1 protein-coding gene (running past one end of the window) is annotated in these 21,312 nt (G+C 62.8%); it reads right to left on the reverse strand.

What is annotated here, in order from left to right; all coding sequences use genetic code 11:
- Positions 1–21,312: the 3' portion of an Ig-like domain-containing protein gene (locus ACXMYO_RS09895; protein ID WP_457808591.1), read on the reverse strand. 6,126 nt of this gene lie beyond the right edge of the window; the window shows 21,312 of its 27,438 coding nt (coding positions 6,127–27,438); its start codon lies off the right edge, out of view — the gene reads right to left on this strand; the stop codon is at positions 1–3.

The following is a 21,312-nucleotide window of genomic DNA, read 5'->3' on the forward strand; positions in this document are numbered from 1 at the left end:
CTAGCCATCCAGGTTGGTCTTGAGATTGCCGTTGTCCAGCAGCGCCTTGATGATCTCCGTGTCGGAATTGCCCAGCGTGGTCATATCCACCCCGCTGAAGACGATCTTCTGGGTCACGCCGCCCCCGGGACCCTCGGTCTTGATCTCGAGCGTCGAGCTGCCACTGGCCGATGTGCCCGGCGCCCCGCCGCTCTCCCCCTTGACGAAGTGCAGATACTGCGAGGCCAGACTGGCATCCCGGGCATTGCTGCCGCTGCCGCCGAGATCGAGCAGGTCCGACAGATCGAGAACATCGCCCCCGCTGCCGCGGGTAAAATCGGTGACCCGGTCGATGGCGGGGCTGGCGCTTGTGCCCTGATCACCGCGCATCCAGGCAAAGGTGTCACTGCCCTCCCCGCCGGTCAGGATGTCGTTGCCGGTGCCACCTACCAGCCAGTCGTTGCCGAGCCCGCCTTCAAGACGATCGTTGCCGGCACCGCCATAAAGACGGTCATTGCCCGCACCGCCGCGCAGCGTGTCATCACCGCCATAGCCGAACAGGATGTCGTTGCCGTCACCGCCGGTGAGAAGGTCGCCGCCGATCGTGCCCAGCATCATGTCCGCTCCGGCCGTACCGTTGGTGGCAGAGGTCACGTTGATAGAGGTGCCACTGCCCGTACTATTGCTGAGCGTAACCATGTGGTTTTCACTGTGCTGCCCATTGCCGTCGACCGTAGCGAAGGTGAAGCCGTCCGCTTTGGGTCCAGCATCCCCCGAAGCCAACAGGCCTGTACCCAACAGCGAGTTTTTCTGATCGGCCGGGTTATAGGTCAGCGTGGTGGGGTCAAACACCTTGCCGGTTAGCACATCACTGGCCGTAATTGCCGTGGCGCCTGAATAGAGCACGCCGTTGACGGGCATCGAGGTAATCACCACGCCCAGCTTTGTGCCGCTTTCCACATCGTGGAAATTGCCCAGCCGCGGGAAGTCGATGTACACCACATCATTGGTGATGCTGGTAGCAGTCAGTGCCACGGTGAAGTTTGACGCCGTTGGCGCGTAATTATGCGTACTGCCCGTGACATGCACGGCAAGCGTTGCCGTGGCGGTACCGCCCTTGCCGTCGCTAATGGTGTAGCTGAAGGTGTCATCGGCCGTTTTTCCGCCCAGCAGACTACGGCTGGTAGGCCGCCCGGGATCAAGCGTGTAGGCGTAGCTGCCGTCGGCGGACAGCGTCAGCGTGCCGTAGACCCCATGAATGATCACGTTGCTGCCGACCGTCACGGCGGCCATGCTTCCGGCAATGCTGTTGCTCACGCCGGTCACGACCAGCTTGTCACCGATATCGACATCACTGTCATTGGCCAGCACATTACCCGTCGCCGTCGGCGTTCCTTCGGTACTCAACCCAACATTGCCCGCCGTACCATACAACACCCCACTGCCCAGAGCCGTCAGCGCGGTCGGCGCCCCCAGCGTCAGGGTATCCACGTTCATGGGGGTGGCCTTGTTGTCAGTGGTAATGATCAACAGGTTGCCATTGGCATCCTCGCCCAGCCCATAGACCGGGTGTGGCATGGTCGCTACCAGCTTTGTCGTCGCGCTACCACTGGTTGTCCTGATCGTGCCGTCAGCGTTGATGGCGATTTCATAGACACGACCGGTCTGGTCGGAACCATAAAGATGGCCACCGACATACTTTAAATCGCCGCCCGAGTTGTAGTTGACGGTGGCGAGCTGTGTAACGGCAAGCGTCACCGGGTTGATCTGATAAAGTGCGCCGTTGTTGGCATTGGCTGCCAGCAGCTGTCCGCTGGGCATCATTGTCAGCGCATTGAGGGCCGTCGTACCGGCCAGCGTACCCAGCGACGTCGCAACGCCAGTACTGACATTGATGCTATAGAGCGCCGTGGCATTGGAAGCTGTAGAGAAGTTGATGCCGTAAAGCCTTCCTGGCGTAGTGCTCTGGGCGATATCACCGAATACCGGCGCGGCACCGCCACTGCTGTTGGTCATGGTGAGGCTGGTCTGGCTGCCCGTTGTCAGATTCCAGGTTTCCAGTACCCCGGTGTGGGTCGAGAGATAGACAACCTTCTGCTCGCCCTGGCCGCTGACATAGGCGTGGTCGGCCATCGCCACCGGGGCGTCATTAACGCCCGTGATAGTGACGGAGATCGTCTGTTTTGAACCGTCGGCAGCAGTGACCGTGAAGGTCTCCACCTTCGTGGCACCAGCGCCGAGCGACTGTACCCTTGCGTTATCCACGCTGTAGGTCCATTTGCCGCTGGCATCAATGGCCAGAGAACCCAGCGTGCTGCCTATCGGCGCACCAACACCGGCCTGAAAGGCCACCGGCTGATTGGCGCCATCCAGTACCACGAGGGTGTTGCTGCTGGTCAGCGTACTGCCCGTATCTTCTGTCACCGCACCGGTTGGGCTCGACGCCGGGAAGACCAGCACGTTCTGTGTCACGGTGGTACTCGCCGTACCGCCATTAACGCCCACTGCCGTTGCGGTGTAGAGCGTCGCAATGGTGCCGGTGTAGCCGGCCGGCGGCATCAGACGCAGGGTATCCAGCGACCAGCCGATCAATGACACCTGCTGTGTCGCACTGGTAATCGCGACACTGTTACCGGCGGCATCACTCAGCACTGACCCTGCCGGCAGATTGGCAATGCTCAGCTTCAGCGTTTCTGCCGGCCCGATCGTGTCCGTCAGGGCTGCCGTGGGTGTTCCAAGCTCGATGCGGGTGCCGGTGACGCCCTGATCTTCCTTCACTGCGTAGTAGCGATAGCCGCTGCTGTCGGTCTGCTGCGGCGTAAAGGGCAATGTAGCGTTTGAAACCGCGCCAATACTGGGGAAAAGCGCGAAATTGGTGTTGTTAAGCGTTTTGGCCGCGCCACCATCCACAGAGACCGTCATGGCAAGATTACCGGCCCCGGTATAGTTGGTCATGTAGACCCCGACCGGATAGTAGCCGCTGACTGTGGGCGTGATGGTGGCAGTGTTGTAGGTGCCCCATGAGTTGAAGTTTTTACCCAGCAGCGTCTGATCACCCACCGTGAACAGCAACGTGTCGTCAGAGTTGCCGGTAAAGCGGTAGCTGTGCCCCGCCTCCAGGTACATTACCCCCTTGACGCTATAGGCATCACCGGCGCCGACGGTGTAGTTGATGCCGCCGCTGACGGTGCCCTGTGTGGTCGGCGTTCTGTCCGCCATGAGCGTGGGCAGACTCGCCGCCGTGTTCCACGCCGTGGTGTTGGCGACCTGCTGATAAAAGGTGACTTCCAGCCCCAGACTATTGGCGAGCGCGCCGGTCTCGATCGCCGTTAGCGAATGCTCGACCACGTTGATGATCGGCCGGTCCACGGCACCGGTAATGGTCACCGTCAGCGTGCTGATAGCCGTACCGCCCTGGCCGTCGCTGACGGTATATTGCACCGAGGAGGTCTTGCTTGCCCCCTCGGTCAGACTCTGGAAAGCCTGCCCCGGGTCAAAGCTGTAGCTGCCATCATTATTGATCACGAAGGTGCCGCCGCCGTTACCGGCCACGGCAGCCCCGACGCCTGTGCCAAGCCCATTGACGGCTGCCACATTCAGTATGGTACCGGCATCAACATCGGTGTCGTTGGCCAGTACACCGTTGGCGGCATTGACGACCAGACGGGTATCTTCGTCGGTGGTGCCGGTATCGGGGCGCGCGACCGGGGCGTCATTGGCACCAGTAATGGTCACCGTAAGCGTGGTGGTTGCACTGGCACCATGGTTGTCGCTGACGGTGTAGCTGACGGTGCTGGTCGCGGTCTGACCGACTGCCAGTCGGTTGAAATCCGACCCCGGGTTGAAGCTATAGCTGCCATCGCCATTGAGCACAAAAACGCCACCATGGCTGCCTGCCACAGCGCTGCCCAGGCCCGACGTACTGCCGTTGACCTGGGTAACACGCAGCGTGTCACCGCTGTCGACATCGCGATCATTGGCCAGCACGCCATCGGCCGCGCTGACCACCAGGGGGGTCTTTTCACCCGTAATGGCTATATCGGCAACCGCTATCGGCGCATCGTTGACGCCTTTGACCGTGACCGTCAGCGTTGCGGTACTGGCGTTGCCCTGATCATCGCTGACTGTGTAGCTGACCTGCGTGGTCGCTGTCTGGCCATCCGGCAGATAGTCAAAGGCACTGCCCGGCCGGAACTGATAGCTGCCATCAGCTGCCAACACGAACTGACCACCGTTGGAGCCTGTCACCACCTGCCCGACGCCACCGGTTTCGCCATTGATGGCCACCACGCGAAGCGTCTTATCATCACTGTCACGATCGGTATCGTTGGCGAGCACGCCACGAGCGGCATCAACGCTTAGCGTGACGCTCTGCTGCGTATTCCCCGTATCGGCCTGTGCATCCGGTGGCAGGACATCTATCCGGTAATCGCGCGAGGTCGTGGCATTGCCGACATTACCCGCGGCATCAGCGTGCGAGACGGAGGCGCTGATCCTGTCGACGCCTGCATTGGTCAACACGCTACCGGGGACTGCAACGCTGAACGTACCGTTCTGACCCAAAACTGTTGAGTAGTTCTGACCGCCGACCGAGACAGTGACCGTATCACCAGGCGCGGCATCACCACCGGCACGACCGGTGATGGTCACATCCTGCGCCGCTTCCGCAGCGTTGATGACGTCATCGCCCGCGATGGTATCGAGACTGATGGTGACAGCAGGGATAGTTGTGTCGACTGAATAGCTGACCGCGGTGTTCGCCGACCCGGTGTTGCCCGCTGCGTCGGTGTGACTGACGTCAGCACGAATCGAATCGCTCTGCGCCAGCTGAGCGCCGGGCACGTTGATCGAGAAGCTGCCGTCAGCGTTTACCGCACCGGTATACGTCTGCTGACCTACCGTCAGGGTGACGAGGTCACCCGCGGCAAACTCGCCCGTAACCGATCCAGTTACCGGAATGGTCTGACTGGCCTCGTCGGCGTTGACGATGTTGTCGCCGGCAATGGTGTCGAGCGTGATCGAGAGCACCGGCGGCGTGGTATCGACGGCGTAGTCGCGAGAGGTTTCGGCGCTGCCGATGTTGCCGGCGGCATCGGTGTGCGAAACGACAGCAGTGATCGAACCCGCACCAGCTGTTGCCAGCGCGCTGCCCGGCACTCCAACGCTGAACGCGCCGTTCTGACCCACAACCGTTGAGTAGTTCTGGCCACCGATCGAGACGGTCACCGTATCGCCGGGTGCAGCGTCACCGCCGGCGCGACCGGTGATGGCCACATTCTGTGCGGCTTCCGCGGCGTTGATGATGTCATCGCCGGCGATGGTATCGAGGCTGATAGTGACAACAGGAATAGAGGTATCGACCGCGTAATTCGCCGCCGTATTGGCCGAACCGGTATTACCCGCCGCGTCGGTGTGACTGACCTCGGCGCGAATCGAGTCGCTCAAGGCCAGCTGACTCCCGGGCACGTTGATCGAGAAGGTGCCGTCAGCGTTTACCGCACCGGTATATGTCTGCTGACTTACCGTCAGGGTGACGAGGTCACCCGCGGCAAACTCGCCGGTCACCGAACCGGTCACCGGAATAGTCTGGTTGGCTTCATCGGCGTTAACGATGTTGTCGCCGGCGATGGTGTCGAGCTGGATCGAAAGAACCGGCGGCGTGGTATCTACCGCGTAATCACGAGTGGTCTCGGCACTGCCAACATTGCCGGCGGCATCGGTATGGGTCACGGATGCCGAAACGCTATTGGCACCGGCAGCAGCGAGGATCGAGCCCAGTACCGCGACGCTGAACGTACCGTTCTGACCGACGGTCGCCGTATAGCTCTGATTGCCGACGTTGACCGTGACGGTATCACCGAGGGCGGCGTCGCCACCGGCGCGACCGGTGATGGTCACATCCTGCGCCGCTTCCGCCGCGTTGATGACGTCATCGCCGGCGATCGTATCCAGCGAGATCGTGACCGCCGGAATGGTCGTATCGACACCGTAGCTCACTGCGGTGTTGGCCGAGCCAGTATTACCGGCCGCGTCCGTGTGACTGACCTCGGCACGAATTGAATCGCTCTGCGCCAGCTGAGCGCCGGGCACGTTGATCGAGAAGGTGCCGTCGGCACTCACCTCACCGGTGTAGTTCTGCTCGCCGATTGTCAGGGTAACGAGATCACCGGCAGCGTATTCACCAGAAACCGTGCCGGCCACCGGAATGGCCTGGTTGGCTTCATCGGCGTTAACGATGTTGTCGCCGGCGATGGTGTCGAGCTGGATCAAAAGAACCGGCGGCGTGGTATCTACCGCGTAATCACGAGTGGTCTCGGCACTGCCAACATTGCCGGCGGCATCCATGTGGCTGACCGAGGCAGAGACACTGTTGGCACCGGCAGCAGCGAGAATCGAGCCCGGCACCGCGACACTGAACGCGCCGCTCTGACCCACGACCGTGGCGTAGTTCTGCCCCCCGATCGAGATGGTCACCGTGTCACCAAGCACGGCATCGCCGCCGGCGCGGCCGGTGATGGTCACATCCTCTGCGGCTTCAGCAGCGTTGATCACGTCATCGCCGGCAATGGTATCCAGGCTGATGGTGACAATGGGAATAGTGGTATCGACCGCGTAATTCGCGGCAGTGTTCGCCGAGCCGGTATTGCCCGCCGCGTCGGTATGGCTGACGTCAGCACGGATTGAGTCGCTCTGCGCCAGCTGGCTGCCGGGCACGTTGATCGAGAAGGTGCCATCAGCATTCACCGCACCGGTGTAGCTCTGATCACCGACCGTCAGGGTAACGATGTCACCGGCAGCGTATTCACCAGAAACCGCGCCGGTCACCGAAATATCGCGACCGGCTTCCTCGGCATTGACGATGTTGTCGCCAGCAATGGTATCCAGCGTGATCGACAGGACTGGCGGCGTGGTATCCACCGCATAATCGCGAGAGGTCTCGGCGCTGCCGACGTTACCAGCGGCATCAACGTGACTGACCGAAGCGCTGATCGAAGTAGCGTTGGCTGCCAGAATCGACCCCGGTACCGCGACGCTGAACGTACCGTTCTGACCGACGGTCGCCGTATAGCTCTGATTGCCGACGTTGACCGTGACGGTATCACCGGGGGCGGCGTCGCCACCGGCACGACCGGTAATGGCCACATCCTGCGCCGCTTCCGCGGCGTTAATGACGTCATCGCCGGCGATAGTATCGAGGCTGATGGTGACGACCGGAATATCGGTATCAACCGCGTAGCTGGCCGCGGTGTTCGCCGAGCCCACATTGCCCGCCGTATCGGTATGGCTAACTTCCAGGCTAATCGAATTATTCTGCGCCAGCTGAGCACCGGGCACGTTAATCGAGAAGGTGCCGTCACCGTTTACCGCGCCGGTGTACGTCTGCTCGCCGACCGTCAGGGTGACGAGGTCACCCGCGGCAAACTCGCCTGTCACCGAACCGGTCACCGGAATATCGCGACCGGCCTCTTCAGCATTGACGATGTTGTCGCCGGCAATGGTGTCGAGCTGGATTGCAAGAACCGGCGGCGTGGTATCGACGGCGTAATCGCGGGCGGTCTCGGCACTGCCGACGTTGCCAGCGGCATCGGTATGATTGACCGAAGCCGAGACACTGTTGGCGCCAGTCGAAGCCAATGCTGATCCCGGGACAGCGACGCTGAACGCACCATTCTGACCGACGGTTGCAGTGTAGGCTTGGCCGCCAATCGAGACGGTGACGGTATCACCGGCCACGGCATCGCCGCCGGCACGACCGATGATGGTCACATCCTCTGCGGCTTCCGCGGCGTTGATGACGTCATCGCCAGCGATGGTATCGAGACTGATGGTGACGACCGGAATATCGGTATCAACGGCGTAACTGGCCGCGGTGTTCGCCGAGCCCACGTTACCGGCTGCGTCGGTGTGGCTGACGCCAGCACGGATCGAATCACTCTGCGCCAGCTGACTGCCCGGCACGCTGATCGAGAAGGTGCCGTCGGCACTTACAGCACCGGTGTACGTCTGCTCACCCACCGTCAGAGTGACGAGGTCACCGGCATCGTATTCGCCAGAAACCGTGCCGGTCACCGGGATATCGCGACCGGCCTCATCGGCGTTGACGATGTTGTCGCCGGCAATGGTGTCGAGCTGAATAGTCAGCTCTGGCGGCGTCGTATCGACGGCGTAGTCGCGAGCCGTCTCGGCACTGCCGGTATTTCCTGCGATGTCAGTGTGACTGACCGACGCCGAGACGCTGTTGGCACCGACAGCAGCCAAAACCGACCCTGGCACCGCGACACTAAACGCGCCGTTCTGACCGACAGTGGTCGTATAGCTCTGGTTACCCACGCTGACCGTGACGGTATCGCCGGGTGCAGCATCGCCACCGGCACGACCGGTGATAGCCACATCATCTGCGGCTTCCGCAGCGTTGATGACGTCATCGCCGGCAATGGTATCGAGACTGATGGTGACGACCGGTATGTCAGTATCAACGTCGTAGCTGACCGCGGTGTTCGCCGAGCCGGTGTTGCCCGCCGCGTCGGTGTGGCTGACCCCGACGCGGATCGAATCGCTCGAGGCCAACTGGCTGCCGGGCACGTTGATCAAAAAGGTGCCGTCAGCATTAACCGCACCGGTGTAAGTCTGCTCACCCACCGTCAGGGTGACAATGTCGCCTGCGGCGAACTCGCCGGTGACCGAACCGGTCACCGGAATGGTGTGGTTGGCCTCGTCGGCGTTGACGATATTGTCGCCGGCAATGGTATTCAGCGCGATTGAAAGAACAGGTGGAGTGGTATCCACCGCGTAGCCGCGAGCGGTCTCGGCGCTGCCAGCATTCCCCGCAGCGTCAGTGTGACTTACAGATGCCGAGACACTATTGGCACTGGTAGCAGCCAGGATCGAGCCCGGCACGGCCACAATAAACGCACCGTTCTGACCGACGGTCGTTGAGTAGCTCTGACCGCCGACCGAGACGGTGACGCTGTCACCGGGCACGGCATCGCCCCCGGCACGGCCGGTGATGGTCACATCCTGCGCGGCTTCCGCGGCGTTGATGACGTCATCGCCGGCGATGATATCGAGGCTGATGGTCACCATCGGGATGTCGGTATCGACCGCGTAATTCGCGGCAGCATTCGCGCTGCCGGTATTGCCCGCTGCGTCGGTATGGCTGACATCGGCTTGTATAGAGTCGTTTGCAGCAAGCTGCGCGCCAGGCACGCTGATCGAGAAGGTGCCGTCGGCATTGACCGCACCGGTATACGTCTGCTCACCTACCGCCAGGGTGACGATGTCGCCGGCGACAAACTCGCCGCTGACGGAGCCCGTTACCGGGATGGTCTGGTTTGCCTCGTCGGCGTTAACGATGTTGTCGCCGGCGATGGTGTCGAGCTGGATAGAAAGGACCGGCGGAGTGGTATCCACCGCATAGTCGCGACTGGTCTCGGCACTGCCGGTGTTGCCGGCGGCATCCGTGTGACTGACCGACGCCGAGACGCTGTTGGCACCGGCAGCAGCCAAGATTGAGCCCGGCACGGCGACACTGAACGCGCCGTTCTGACCCACAACCGTTGAGTAGTTCTGGCCACCGACCGAGACAGTCACCGTATCACCGGGTGCGGCGTCGCCACCGGCGCGACCAGTGAGAGTCACATCCTGTGCGGCTTCCGCGGCGTTGATGACGTCATCGCCGGCAATGGTATCGAGACTGATGGTGACGACCGGTATGTCGGTATCAACGTCGTAGCTGACCGCAGTGTTCGCCGAACCCACATTACCGGCCGCGTCCGTGTGACTGACCTCGGCACGGATTGAATCGCTCGAGGCCAGCTGGCTGCCGGGCACGTTGATCGAGAAGGTGCCGTCACCGTTTACCGCACCGGTATACGTCTGCTGACCCACCGCCAGGGTGACGATATCGCCCGCGGCAAACTCGCCTGTCACCGAACCGGTCACAGGAATATCGCGACCGGCCTCTTCAGCATTGACGATGTTGTCGCCGGCAATGGTGTCGAGCTGGATTGCAAGAACCGGCGGCGTGGTATCGACCGCATAGCCGCGAGCGGTCTCGGCGCTGCCAGTATTCCCCGCAGCATCCGTGTGACCGACCGACGCCGAGACACTGTTGGCACCAGCAGCAGCGAGGATCGAGCCCGGCACGGCGACGCTGAACGCGCCGTTCTGACCCACCACCGTGGAGTAGTTCTGGCCACCGATCGAGACGGTGACCGTATCACCAGGCGCGGCATCACCACCGGCACGACCGGTGATGGCCACATTCTGTGCGGCTTCCGCGGCGTTGATGATGTCATCGCCGGCGATGGTATCGAGGCTGATGGTGACAACAGGAATAGAGGTATCGACCGCGTAATTCGCCGCCGTATTGGCCGAACCGGTATTACCCGCCGCGCCGGTGTGGCTGACATCAGCGCGGATCGAATCACTCTGGACCAGCTGACCGCCGGGCACGTTGATCGAGAAGGTGCCGTCAGCGTTTACCGCACCGGTATACGTCTGCTGACCCACCGTCAGGGTAACGAGGTCACCCGCGGCAAACTCGCCGCTTACCGAACCGGTTACCGGAATGGTCTGACTGGCCTCATCGGCATTGACGATGTTGTCGCCAGCGATAGTGTCAAGCTGAATGGTAAGCAACGGCGGCGTGGTATCCACTGCGTAATCGCGGGCGGTCTCGGCGCTGCCGATGTTGCCGGCCGCGTCCGTGTGACTGACCGATGCCGAGACACTGCCGGCACCGACAGCAGCCAAAACCGACCCTGGCACCGCGACACTAAACGCGCCGTTCTGACCGACGCTTGCGGTGTAGCTCTGACCACCCACTACGACAGTGATAGTGTCACCGGCTACCGCATCACCACCGGCACGACCGGTGATGGCAACATCCTGCGCCGCTTCCGCGGCGTTGATGACGTCATCACCGGCGATCGTGTCGAGACTAATGGTGACGACCGGAATGTCGGTATCAACGGCGTAGCTGACCGCGGTGTTCGCCGAGCCGGTGTTGCCCGCCGCGTCGGTGTGGCTGACGTCAGCAAGAATCGAATCACTCTGTGCCAGCTGAACGCCGGGCACGTTAATGCTGAAAGTACCGTCGGCGTTCACGGCACCGGTGTACGTCTGTTGGCCTACCGTAAGGGTAACGATGTCGCCGACAGCGTATTCACCAGAAACCTTGCCGGTCACCGGGATATCGCGACCGGACTCCTCGGCGTTGACGATGTTGTCGCCAGCGGTGGTATCCAGCGTGATCGAAAGCACCGGCGACGTGGTATCGACGGCGTAGTCGCGAGAGGTTTCGGCACTGCCGGTGTTCCCGGCGGCATCGGTATGGCTCACCGAGGCCGAGACACTGTTGGCGCCAGCGGCAGCCAGGATCGAGCCCGGTACAGCGACGCTGAACGCACCGTTCTGACCGACGGTAGCCGTATAGCTCTGGTTACTCACGCTGACCGTGACGACATCACCGGGTGCAGCATCCCCACCGGCACGACCGGTGATGGTGACATCCTGCGCCGCTTCCGCCGCGTTGATGACGTCATCGTCCGCGATGGTATTTAGACTGATGGTCACCACAGGGATAGCGGTGTCGACCGCGTAATTCGCAGCAGTGTTCGCGCTGCCGGTATTGCCCGCCGCGTCGGTATGACTGACCTCAGCGCGGATCGAATCGCTCGAGGCCAACTGGCGACCGGGCACGTTGATCGAGAAGCTGCCATCGGCATTCACCGCACCGGCGTAGCTCTGCTGCCCCACCGTCAGGGTGACAAGGTCGCCTGCGGCGAACTCGCCGCTGACCGAACCGGTGACCGGGATAGTCTGGTTGGCTTCATCGGCATTGACGATGTTGTCGCCGGCAATGGTATCCAGCGTGATCGCAAGCGCCGGCGGCGTGGTGTCGACGGCGTAGTCGCGGCTGGTCTCGGCACTGCCGGTGTTACCGGCCGCGTCGGTGTGCGAAACGGAGGCCGACACACTGCTGGCACCGGCAGCAGCGAGAATCGAGCCCGGCACTGCAACGCTGAACGCGCTGTTCTGACCGACAGTGGTCGTATAGCTCTGGTTACCCACGCTGACCGTGACGGTATCGCCGGAAACGGCATCGCCACCGGCACGACCGGTAATGGCCACATCCTGCGCCGCTTCCGCGGCGTTGATGACGTCATCGCCGGCGATGGTATCGAGGCTGATGGTCACCACAGGGATGTTGGTGTCGACCGCGTAATTCGCGGCAGTGTTCGCGCTACCGGTGTTGCCCGCCGCGTCGGTATGGCTGACGTCAGCGCGGATCGCATCATTCTGGGCCAGTTGACTGCCCGGCACGCTGATCGAGAAGGTGCCGTCGGCATTCACCGCGCCGGTGTAGGTCTGCTCAACCACCGTCAGGGTGACAAGGTCGCCCGCGGCGAACTCACCGCTGACGGAGCCCGTTACCGGGATGGTCTGGTTGGCTTCTTCAGCATTGACGATGTTGTCGCCGGCAATGGTGTCGAGCTGAATGGAAAGGACCGGCGGCGTGGTATCGACGGCGTAGTCGCGAGCTGTCTCGGCGCTGCCAGTATTCCCTGCAAAGTCCGTGTGACTGACCGACGCCGAGACACTGTTGGCACCGGCAGCAGCGAGAATCGAGCCCGGCACGGCCACACTGAACGTGCCGTTCTGACCGACGGTCGCCGTATAGCTCTGATTGCCGACGTTGACCGTGACGGTATCACCGGGGGCGGCGTCGCCACCGGCGCGACCGGTGATGGTCACATCCTGCGCCGCTTCCGCGGCGTTGATGACGTCATCGCCGGCGATGGTATTGAGGCTGATGGTCACCACAGGGATGTTGGTGTCGACCGCGTAATTCGCGGCAGTGTTCGCGCTACCGGTGTTGCCCGCCGCGTCGGTATGGCTGACGTCAGCGCGGATCGCATCATTCTGGGCCAGTTGACTGCCCGGCACGCTGATCGAGAAGGTGCCGTCGGCATTCACCGCGCCGGTGTAGGTCTGCTCACCCACCGTCAGCGTAACAATGTCGCCTACGGCGAACTCGCCGCTGACCGAACCCGTCACCGGGATGGTCTGGTTCGCTTCCTCGGCGTTGACAATGTTGTCGCCGGCAGTGGTGTCGAGCTGAATAGTCAGCTCTGGCGGCGTGGTATCGACGGCATAGTCACGAGAGGTTTCGGCGCTGCCGATGTTGCCGGCGGCATCGGTGTGCGAAACGGAGGCCGACACACTGCTGGCACCAGCGGCTGCCAGCACCGAGCCCGGCACAGCGACGCTGAACACACCGTTCTGACCCACGACCGTGGTGTAGTTCTGCCCACCCACCGCGACGGTGACCGTATCCCCGGGCGCGGCGTCACCACCGGCACGACCGGTGATGGTCACAGCCTGCGCCGCTTCCGCCGCGTTGATAACGTCATCGCCGGCGATCGTGTCCAGCGAGATCGTCACAATGGGAATGGAAGTATCAACGTTATAGCTCGCCGCAGTATTCGCCGAGCCCGTATTGCCCGCCGCGTCGGTGTAACTGACGTCAGCACGAATCGAATCGCTCTGTGCCAGCTGGCCGCCCGGCACATTGATCGAGAAGGTGCCGTTACCGTTTACCGCGCCGGTGTAGTTCTGATCGCCTACTGTCAGGGTGACGATGTCACCTGCGGCGAACTCGCCGCTTACCGAACCGGTTACCGGAATGGTCTGGTTGGCCTCATCGGCGTTGACGATGTTGTCGCCGGCGATGGTATCGAGCGTGATCGCAAGAACCGGCGGCGTGGTATCGACAGCGTAGTCACGGCTGATCTCGGCACTGCCGATGTTACCGGCCGCATCGGTGTGTGAAACGGCGGCACTGATCGAACCCGCACCGGCATTTGCCAGCACGCTGCCCGGCACCGCAACGCTGAACGCGCCGTTCTGACCCACGACCGTGGTGTAGTTCTGCCCACCCACCGCGACGGTGACCGTATCACCGGCCACAGCATCACCACCGGCGCGACCGGTGATGGTCACATCCTGCGCCGCTTCCGCCGCGTTGATGACGTCATCGTCCGCGATGGTATTTAGACTGATGGTCACCACAGGGATAGCGGTGTCGACCGCGTAATTCACAGCAGTGTTCGCGCTGCCGGTATTGCCCGCCGCATCGGTATGACTGACCTCAGCGCGGATCGAATCGCTCTGCGCCAGCTGAGCGCCGGGCACATTGATCGAGAAGGTGCCGTCGGCATTGACCGCACCGGTATACGCCTGCTCACCTACCGCCAGGGTGACGATGTCGCCGGCGACAAACTCGCCGCTGACGGAGCCCGTTACCGGGATGGTCTGGTTTGCCTCGTCGGCGTTAACGATGTTGTCGCCGGCGATGGTGTCGAGCTGGATAGAAAGGACCGGCGGAGTGGTATCCACCGCGTAATCACGCGTGGTCTCGGCGCTGCCGATATTGCCGGCGGCATCGGTGTGCGAAACGACAGCATTGATCGAGCCGGCGCCAGCGGTTGCCAGCACGCTACCCGGCACGGCGACGCTGAACGTGCCGTTCTGACCAACGGTCGCCGTATAGCTCTGGTTACCCACGCTGACCGTGACAGTGTCGCCGGGCACCGCATCACCGCCGGCGCGACCGGTGATAGCCACATCATCTGCGGCTTCCGCCGCGTTGATGACGTCATCACCGGCGATGGTATCGAGACTGATCGTCACAATGGGAATGGTTGTGTCTACGCTGTAGCTGACTGCGGTATTGGCCGAGCCGGTATTGCCCGCCGCGTCGGTATGACTAACGTCGGCACGAATCGAATCGCTCTGCGCCAGCTGAGCGCCGGGCACATTGATCGAGAAGGTGCCATCACCGTTTACCGAGCCGGTGTACGTCTGCTCGCCCACCGTCAGGGTGACGAGGTCACCCGCGGCAAACTCGCCGCTGACCGAACCGGTGACCGGAATGGTCTGGTTGGCTTCATCGGCGTTGACGATATTGTCGCCGGCAATGGTGTCGAGCTGGATGGCAAGAACCGGCGGCGTGGTATCGACCGCGTAGTCGCGGATAGTTTCAGCGCTGCCAGTATTCCCCGCAGCGTCAGTGTGACTTACGGATGCCGCGACACTATTGGCACCGGCAGCAGCCAAAACCGACCCCGGTACCGCAACGCTGAACGCACCGTTCTGACCAAGGGTCGCCGTATAGCTCTGGTTACCCACGCTGACCGTGACAGTATCGCCGGGCACCGCGTCGCCGCCGGCGCGACCGGTGATAGCCACATCATCTGCGGCTTCCGCTGCGTTGATGACGTCATCGCCAGCAATGGTATCGAGGCTGATGGTCACCACAGGGATAGCGGTGTCGACCGCGTAATTCGCAGCAGTGTTAGCGCTGCCGGTATTGCCCGCCACGTCGGTATGACTGACCTCAGCGCGGATCGAGTCGCTCAAGGCCAGCTGACTGCCCGGCACGTTGATTGAGAAGCTGCCGTCGGCATTCACTGCGCCGGTATACGTCTGCTGACCGACCGTCAGGGTCACTAGGTCACCGGCAGCGTATTCACCAGAAACCGTGCCGGTCACCGGGATATCGCGACCGGACTCCTCGGCGTTGACGATATTGTCGCCGGCAATGGTGTCGAGCTGGATGGCAAGTTCCGGCGGCGTGGTATCCACCGCGTAGTCGCGAGCTGTCTCGGCGCTTCCGACATTGCCAGCGGCATCCGTATGACTGACCGACGCCGAGACACTGTTGGCGCCAGCGGCAGCCAAAATCGAGCCCGGCACGGCCACACTGAACGCACCGTTCTGACCGACCACCGTGGTGTAGTTCTGGCCACTGATCGAGACGGTGACCGTATCACCGAGCGCGGCGTCACCGCCGGCGCGACCGGTGATGGTCACATTCTCGGCGGCTTCGGCCGCGTTGATGACGTCATCGCCGGCAATGGTATCGAGGCTGATGGTGACGACCGGAATATCGGTATCAACGGCGTAGCTGGCCGCGATGTTGGCCGAGCCGGTATTGCCCGCCGCATCGGTATGGCTGACCTCGGCACGGATCGCGTCATTTTGTGCCAGCTGGCTGCCGGGCACGCTGATCGAGAAGGTGCCGTCACCGTTTACCGGGCCGGTGTACGTCTGTTGGCCTAACTTAAGGGTAACGATGTCGCCGACAGCGTATTCACCAGAAATCGTGCCGGTCACCGGAATATCGCGACCGGCCTCTTCAGCATTGACGATGTTGTCGCCGGCAATGGTGTCGAGCTGGATTGCAAGAACCGGCGGCGTGGTATCGACCGCGTAATCGCGGGCGGTCTCGGCGCTGCCGATGTTGCCGGCCGCGTCCGTGTGACTGACCGACGCCGAGACACTGTTGGCACCGGCAGCAGCGAGGATCGAGCCCGGTACCGCGACGCTGAACGTGCCGTTCTGACCGACGGTGGCCGTATAGCTCTGGTTACCCACGCTGACCGTGATGGTATCGCCGGGGGCGGCGTCGCCACCGGCGCGACCGGTGATGGTCAAATCCTGTGCGGCTTCCGCCGCGTTGATGATGTCATCGCCACCGATGGTATCGAGACTGATGGTGACAGCAGGGATAGTTGTGTCGACTGAATAGCTCGCCGCCGTATTAGCCGAACCCACGTTGCCCGCCGCGTCGGTGTGACCAACCTCGGCGCGGATCGCATCATTCTGGGCCAACTGGCTGCCCGGCACGCTGATCGAGAAGGTGCCGTCGGCACTTACAGCACCGGTGTACGTCTGCTCACCCACCGTCAGGATAACGAGATCACCCGCGGCAAACTCGCCCGTGACCGAACCGGTCACCGGAATATCGCGACCCGCTTCCTCGGCGTTGACGATGTTGTCGCCGGCGATGGTATCGAGCTGAATGGCCAGCGCCGGCGGCGTGGTATCGACCGCGTAGGCGCGGCTGGTCTCGGCACTGCCAACGTTGCCGGCGGCATCCATGTGGCTGACCGAGGCAGAGACACTGTTGGCACCGGCAGCAGCGAGAATCGAGCCTGGCACGGCCACACTGAAAGCGCCGTTCTGACCCACAACCGTTGAGTAGTTCTGGCCACCGACCGAGACAGTCACCGTATCACCGGCCACAGCATCACCACCGGCGCGACCGGTGATGGTCACATCCTGCGCCGCTTCCGCCGCGTTGATGACGTCATCGCCGGCGATCGTATCCAGCGAGATCGTGACCGCCGGAATGGTCGTATCGACACCGTAGCTCACTGCGGTGTTGGCCGAGCCAGTATTACCGGCCGCGTCCGTGTGACTGACCTCGGCACGAATCGAATCGCTCGAGGCCAGCTGGCTGCCGGGCACGTTGATCGAGAAGGTGCCGTCGGCGTTGACGGCGCCGGTGTAGCTCTGCTGACCCACCGTCAGCGTAACAATGTCGCCTACGGCGAACTCGCCGCTGACCGAACCCGTCACCGAAATGGTCTGGTTTGCTTCCTCGGCATTGACGATGTTGTCGCCAGCAATGGTATCAAGCTGGATGGCCAGCGCCGGCGGAGTGGTGTCGACGGCGTAGTCGCGAGCGGTCTCGGCACTGCCGACGTTGCCGGCCACATCCGTATGACTGACTGACGCCGAGACACTGTTGGCACCAGTCACAGCCAGCAACGAGCCCGGGACGGCGACGCTGAACGCGCCGTTCTGGCCGACGGTCGTTGAGTAGCTCTGACCGCCGACCGAGACGGTGACGCTGTCACCGGGCACGGCATCGCCCCCGGCACGGCCGGTGATGGTCACATCCTGCGCGGCTTCCGCGGCGTTGATGACGTCATCGCCGGCGATAGTATCGAGGCTGATGGTGACGACCGGAATGTCGGTATCAACGGCGTAGCTTGCCGCTGTGTTCGCCGAGCCCACGTTGCCCGCGGCATCGGTGTGGCTGACCTCGGCACGGATCGAATCGCTCGAGGCCAGCTGAGCGCCGGGAACGTTAATGCTGAAAGTACCATCGGCATTCACCGCGCCGGTGTAGCTCTGCTCACCCACCGTCAGAGTGACGAGGTCACCGGCATCGTATTCACCAGAAACCGTGCCGGTCACCGGGATATCGCGACCGGACTCCTCGGCGTTGACGATGTTGTCGCCGGCAATGGTATCCAGCGTGATCGCAAGCGCCGGCGGTGTGGTGTCGACCGCGTAGTCGCGGGCGGTCTCGGCGCTGCCGGTGTTGCCGGTGTTGCCGACCGCGTCCGTGTGACTGACCGACGCCGAGACACTGTTGGCGCCAGCCGCAGCCAGCGCACTACCAGGAACGGCGACGCTGAACGTGCCGTTCTGACCAACGGTCGCCGTATAGCTCTGGTTACCCACGCTGACCGTGACAGTGTCGCCGGGCACCGCATCACCGCCGGCGCGACCGGTGATGGTCACATCATCTGCGGCTTCCGCGGCATTGATGACGTCATCACCGGCGATCGTATCGAGGCTGATGGTGACAACCGGAATGTCGGTATCAACCGCGTAGCTGGCCGCGGTGTTCGCCGAGCCGGTGTTGCCCGCCGCGTCGGTGTGGCTGACGTCAGCAAGAATCGAATCACTCTGTGCCAGCTGAGCGCCGGGCACGCTGATCGAGAAGGTACCGTCGGCACTTACAGCACCGGTGTACGTCTGCTCACCCACCGTCAGGGTCACAGTGTCGCCTGCCGCAAATTCGCCACTGACCGAACCGGTCACCGGAATATCGCGACCCGCTTCCTCGGCGTTGACGATGTTGTCGCCGGCAATGGTGTCAAGCGTGATCGAGAGCACCGGCGGCGTGGTATCGACCGCGTAGGCGCGGCTGGTCTCGGCACTGCCAACGTTGCCGGCGGCATCCATGTGGCTGACCGAGGCAGAGACACTGTTGGCACCGGCAGCAGCGAGAATCGAGCCTGGCACGGCCACACTGAAAGCGCCGTTCTGACCCACAACCGTTGAGTAGTTCTGGCCACCGACCGAGACAGTCACCGTATCACCGGCCACAGCATCACCACCGGCGCGACCGGTGATGGTCACATCCTGCGCCGCTTCCGCCGCGTTGATGACGTCATCGCCGGCGATCGTATCCAGCGAGATCGTGACCGCCGGAATGGTCGTATCGACACCGTAGCTCACTGCGGTGTTGGCCGAGCCAGTATTACCGGCCGCGTCCGTGTGACTGACCTCGGCACGAATCGAATCGCTCGAGGCCAGCTGGCTGCCGGGCACGTTGATCGAGAAGGTGCCGTCGGCGTTGACGGCGCCGGTGTAGCTCTGCTGACCCACCGTCAGCGTAACAATGTCGCCTACGGCGAACTCGCCGCTGACCGAACCCGTCACCGAAATGGTCTGGTTTGCTTCCTCGGCATTGACGATGTTGTCGCCAGCAATGGTATCAAGCTGGATGGCCAGCGCCGGCGGAGTGGTGTCGACGGCGTAGTCGCGAGCGGTCTCGGCACTGCCGACGTTGCCGGCCACATCCGTATGACTGACTGACGCCGAGACACTGTTGGCACCAGTCACAGCCAGCAACGAGCCCGGGACGGCGACGCTGAACGCGCCGTTCTGGCCGACGGTCGTTGAGTAGCTCTGACCGCCGACCGAGACGGTGACGCTGTCACCGGGCACGGCATCGCCCCCGGCACGGCCGGTGATGGTCACATCCTGCGCGGCTTCCGCGGCGTTGATGACGTCATCGCCGGCGATAGTATCGAGGCTGATGGTGACGACCGGAATGTCGGTATCAACGGCGTAGCTTGCCGCTGTGTTCGCCGAGCCCACGTTGCCCGCGGCATCGGTGTGGCTGACCTCGGCACGGATCGAATCGCTCGAGGCCAGCTGAGCGCCGGGAACGTTAATGCTGAAAGTACCATCGGCATTCACCGCGCCGGTGTAGCTCTGCTCACCCACCGTCAGAGTGACGAGGTCACCGGCATCGTATTCACCAGAAACCGTGCCGGTCACCGGGATATCGCGACCGGACTCCTCGGCGTTGACGATGTTGTCGCCGGCAATGGTATCCAGCGTGATCGCAAGCGCCGGCGGTGTGGTGTCGACCGCGTAGTCGCGGGCGGTCTCGGCGCTGCCGGTGTTGCCGGTGTTGCCGACCGCGTCCGTGTGACTGACCGACGCCGAGACACTGTTGGCGCCAGCCGCAGCCAGCGCACTACCAGGAACGGCGACGCTGAACGTGCCGTTCTGACCAACGGTCGCCGTATAGCTCTGGTTACCCACGCTGACCGTGACAGTGTCGCCGGGCACCGCATCACCGCCGGCGCGACCGGTGATGGTCACATCATCTGCGGCTTCCGCGGCATTGATGACGTCATCACCGGCGATCGTATCGAGGCTGATGGTGACAACCGGAATGTCGGTATCAACCGCGTAGCTGGCCGCGGTGTTCGCCGAGCCGGTGTTGCCCGCCGCGTCGGTGTGGCTGACGTCAGCAAGAATCGAATCACTCTGTGCCAGCTGAGCGCCGGGCACGCTGATCGAGAAGGTACCGTCGGCACTTACAGCACCGGTGTACGTCTGCTCACCCACCGTCAGGGTCACAGTGTCGCCTGCCGCAAATTCGCCACTGACCGAACCGGTCACCGGAATATCGCGACCCGCTTCCTCGGCGTTGACGATGTTGTCGCCGGCAATGGTGTCAAGCGTGATCGAGAGCACCGGCGGCGTGGTATCGACCGCGTAGGCGCGGCTGGTCTCGGCACTGCCAACGTTGCCGGCGGCATCCATGTGGCTGACCGAGGCAGAGACACTGTTGGCACCGGCAGCAGCGAGAATCGAGCCTGGCACGGCCACACTGAAAGCGCCGTTCTGACCCACAACCGTTGAGTAGTTCTGCCCACCCACCGCGACGGTGACCGTATCCCCGGGCGCGGCGTCACCACCGGCACGACCGCTGATAGCCACATCCTGCGCGGCTTCCGCAGCGTTAATGACGTCGTCACCCGCGATGGTATCCAGCGAGATCGTGACAACGGGCAGATCGGTGCTGACCGAATAATTGACGGCGGTATTGGCCGAACCCACATTGCCCGCGGCATCGGTGTGGCTGACGTCAGCGCGGATCGCATCATTCCGGGTCAGCTGACTCCCGGGCACGTTGATCGAGAAGCTGCCGTCGGCATTCACCACGCCGGTGTAGGTCTGCTCACCCACCGTCAGGGTAACGAGGTCACCCGCGGCGAACTCACCGCTGACCGAACCGGTCACAGGAATGGTCTGGTTGGCCTCGTCGGCGTTGACGATATTGTCGCCGGCGATGGTGTCGAGCTGGATCGAAAGAACCGGCGGCGTGGTATCCACTGCGTAATCACGAGTGGTCTCGGCGCTGCCGGTATTACCAGCGGTATC

Source organism: Kushneria sp. EE4 (assembly GCF_977968315.1).